Origin of the sequence: Hydrogenoanaerobacterium saccharovorans (assembly GCF_016901815.1) — a bacterium.
In the GTDB taxonomy this organism is placed as follows: Bacteria; Bacillota; Clostridia; order Oscillospirales; family Ruminococcaceae; genus Avimicrobium; species Avimicrobium caecorum.
Genome location: NZ_JACSNR010000019.1, coordinates 1 through 3,308, shown reverse-complemented (window position 1 = coordinate 3,308; position 3,308 = coordinate 1). Strand labels below are relative to the sequence as shown.

Sequence of the window (3,308 nt, the reverse complement as noted above, 5' to 3'; positions counted from 1 at the left end):
TGAGGTCGGTGAGTTTGATATGGTCATCTATGACCAGAAAGAAAACTGTTGTGATATTTTTGAGATCAAACACAGCAGCACACAGGTTCCTCTCCAGTACCGGCATCTCATGGATGAGGACAAATGCCGAAGAACAGAAAAGCGGTTTGGCACAATCCGAGGACGATATGTCCTTTATCGTGGTGAGGATATTCAGATGGAAAACGGAGTGCAATATCGTAATGTGGAGTCCTACCTGAAAGAACTTCCGAACTTTGAAATGCAGCAGTCAGCTGACCTCATTCCTCAGACACTTGGCCCCGTACTGTGAGAGAAAAACGCTGATAATAAAATCATAAACATCAATTTCAACTATCCTTTAGAAAAAATCCCCGGAGAAAATGCTCTCCGGGGATTTTCACAGCTATTCTTTTCGGATTTTACATCACTTGTTCCATGAAGCAGCCCATCTTCTCCGCCGCCTGATCCTGCATCTGTCTGGTAGCGTGGGTGTAGGTGCGCAGGGTGAACCCTGCATCGTAGTGTCCCAGCATCGAGGAGACTGTCTTCACATCCACCCCGTTTTGCAGAGCTATGGTAGCGAAGGTGTGCCGGAGATCATGGAACCGGATGTGTTCCAGCCCCGTGTCCCTCAGGATCTTCTCATGGAGTTTGGCGATGGAGTCCGGGTGATACATCTCTCCTGTCTTGGTTGAAGGGAACATCCAGGGATTGTCCGGGTGCTTTTCATGCTCCTGTCGAAGCAGTTCCACTGCTGACTCAGGGATCGAAATCTTCCGCACCGAGTTCTCTGTCTTAGGTCGGCTGATGGTGACATTCCGGTTCCTGTCTCCCACCGCCTGCTTACTCACCGAGATAGTGTGCCGTTCTTCGTCCAGGTCAGACCAGAGCAGGGCGGTCAGCTCTCCCTTACGGATACCCGTCACTAGTTCCAGATAGAACATGGGCAGGACGCCTCTTTTATCTGCTGCCTCCAGATAGGCTTTCATATCCTCCGGGTGCAGAATCTTCATCTCCTGCTTCTGGATCTTGGGAATGATGCAGTCCTCAGTGGGGTTTCGCAGGATCAGACGCTCTTTCACCGCCCGATCCAGAGCATTGTGGAGCATCATGTGGATGCCCCGAACCGTGGCATTACTGAGCCCATTTTGCTGCTTCTTGGATTTGCGCAGACGCCCGTTCTCCTGCAGGTCTTTATACATCTTCTGGATATCCCGGCTGGTGATCTGCTTCAGCTTGATTTCTCCGATCCGGGGAATAACGTGTGATTCAATACTACGGTGATAGTTGTCTGCAGTTGTGGGTCGGATATTGGGCTTGGCGTAGAGCTCATACCACAACCGCAGCCATTCCGCTACTGTGTACTCGTCTGACCGGACAATGTCCAGTTTTTTGCTTTCCTCGATGGCCTTGGCTAGTTTTTCCTTTACCTCTGCCTGGGTCTTGCCCAGCACATTTTTCGTGATTCGCTTTCCGGTCTCCGGATCGTAACCGGCGGTATACCGGCCTTCCCAGCGCCCGTCTGAGCGCTTGCGGATACTGCCTTCTCCGTTGGCTCGCTTCTTTGCCATCTTTGTTTCTTCCTTTCTTTGTTTATGCGGCGCAGGTTTTGAAGGGCTTAGTTTTCCTCCTGAGATCTCCGCCAGGGCTGTGTCATCTCTTCTTCATCGTAGGAGTAGAGGCCGTCTGCTTCTAACTCCCGGCTGATTCCCCAGGCTAACTTGAAACCTGCTATAAAACTTGCCAGAGAAACTTCGTCCCGGATGGCATCCATGGAATCTACTATCAGGAGAAGTTTGTGTTTGTCCTCATCGCTCATTCTTTTGAGAAACTCTCCACAGGTATCCTCTACTGTCCCACGGAGATCCTCGCATCGGGGTACCCGGAAAAATCTCTGCTTCAGTGCCTGCATATAGTCGTGCATGATTGTCACCTCCTGTCAATCACACAACATACCAGCACTCTCGCTGAATATCCAGACCACAGGGGCAGAGTTATCAGATTGTTATCATTTGCAAGTGCAGTCCGGGCATGCTATAATGACTTATAATGTTTCACTAAGGTGGTGACGCTCATTTATGGGACATTCCATTGAACAATCTATGCTGACAGCAGAGATCTCCCTGCGCATGGAAGGTCTGTCAGTTTCAGATACCTGCAAGGACTGGTGCCGGAAGCTGCTCGCCGGTGAGATCACTTTGGAACAGTATTTAACTCATGTCATCTCTGGCAGTGAGGTGAGATAGAATGGCATATAGCATTGATTCTACCGCTGCAGACTGTTATCCTGGAACTACCTGTCTGGTCAATAAACTAGAAATTCAGGACGAAACCATTCTGGCGGAAAAGGAAGCGGCCATTGTGTTCGCTAAAGCCAGCTTGCTGGATCAATGTCCTATCCAGGGTGGCTTTGATTTCGAACATTACAAACAGATTCACCATTTCCTATTTTGCGATCTGTACGATTGGGCGGGTCAGATTCGTACCATCAACATTGGCAAAAAGGGAACAACTTTCATCTCTGCAAATGAAATTGAACGTTGTGCTGGAGCTTGTTTCGCCCATATTGCCTCATTTTCTCCAGAAGGATTATCCCACCATGAGTTAGCTACAGAAATCGCTGATTTTTATCACACTGTCAACATGATCCACCCTTTTCGTGAAGGCAACGGAAGAACGCAGCGAGTTTTCTTTGCTCAATGGTTACACCATCTTGGATACAATTTTGACTTGATCAGCATTGACCCAGATGAATTTATGATCGCAACGATTTTTGCTGCACAGGGTGTTATGGATCAATTGGTTCATTTGTTTGAGGAAGCGATTATACCATTAGACAACATGGAAATAACTTTTTAATCAGATTCTCTATTCCGGACAGCGTAAGGTTGTCCGGAATTTTTGTATTTGGCATTTGATGGCAAAACAACCCCAAAATTATTGCGGGCGCCACCCTTGACCCACGCGAAAATGGCTTCAAACCGGCATCACTGCTGGACCTGATGTCACATCTGACGCCCACATGGACTCCATGATGCCATATCTGACCCCCGCCATTTTCAAAAACTAGGGCCTCAAAAACCGCATCAAACCGCCATTTCCGGTCCGCGTTGCGGGCCGGTGTGGGCTGCGGTGATGTCACCGCTTTATCCTGCTTCATTTTCGACCCCATGTGTCACCCCAGTTTTTCGGAGAATCCGGCTTTTGAAACGGGTCATGGAACTTGTCAGATGCAGCGGATTTGTGCATGGGATTTTGGTCCCACCTAGCCCCGGATGACCCACACTGACTCGAAAAACCCCGCCTTT

General features: G+C 48.9%; 3 protein-coding genes and 1 pseudogene. 2 read left to right on the top strand and 2 right to left on the bottom strand.

All coding sequences use genetic code 11. The features are described from left to right. A pseudogene (locus H9X81_RS11445) lies at positions 1–310 on the top strand (AAA family ATPase); the annotation flags it as partial. 109 nt (positions 311–419) lie between these two features. On the opposite strand, the gene H9X81_RS11440 reads toward H9X81_RS11445, so the two are convergent. Together H9X81_RS11440 and H9X81_RS11435 are read right to left on the bottom strand one after the other, a co-directional pair. Next, a complete protein-coding gene (locus H9X81_RS11440) occupies positions 420–1,571 on the bottom strand; it encodes a tyrosine-type recombinase/integrase (RefSeq protein ID WP_204722156.1) in 1,152 nt (383 codons plus the stop codon). A gap of 47 nt (positions 1,572–1,618) precedes the next feature. Further along, the gene (locus H9X81_RS11435) at positions 1,619–1,924 is read right to left on the bottom strand and encodes a hypothetical protein (RefSeq protein WP_071433079.1); all 306 of its coding nucleotides are present in this window, start codon (positions 1,922–1,924) and stop codon (positions 1,619–1,621) included. Between the two features lie 323 nt (positions 1,925–2,247). Between H9X81_RS11435 and H9X81_RS11430 the strand changes: the two genes are divergently transcribed. Then, positions 2,248–2,859 (top strand): Fic/DOC family protein, encoded by a 612-nt coding sequence (locus H9X81_RS11430; RefSeq protein ID WP_204722154.1) that lies wholly within the window; start codon positions 2,248–2,250, stop codon positions 2,857–2,859. The last annotated feature ends 449 nt before the right edge of the window (positions 2,860–3,308 follow it).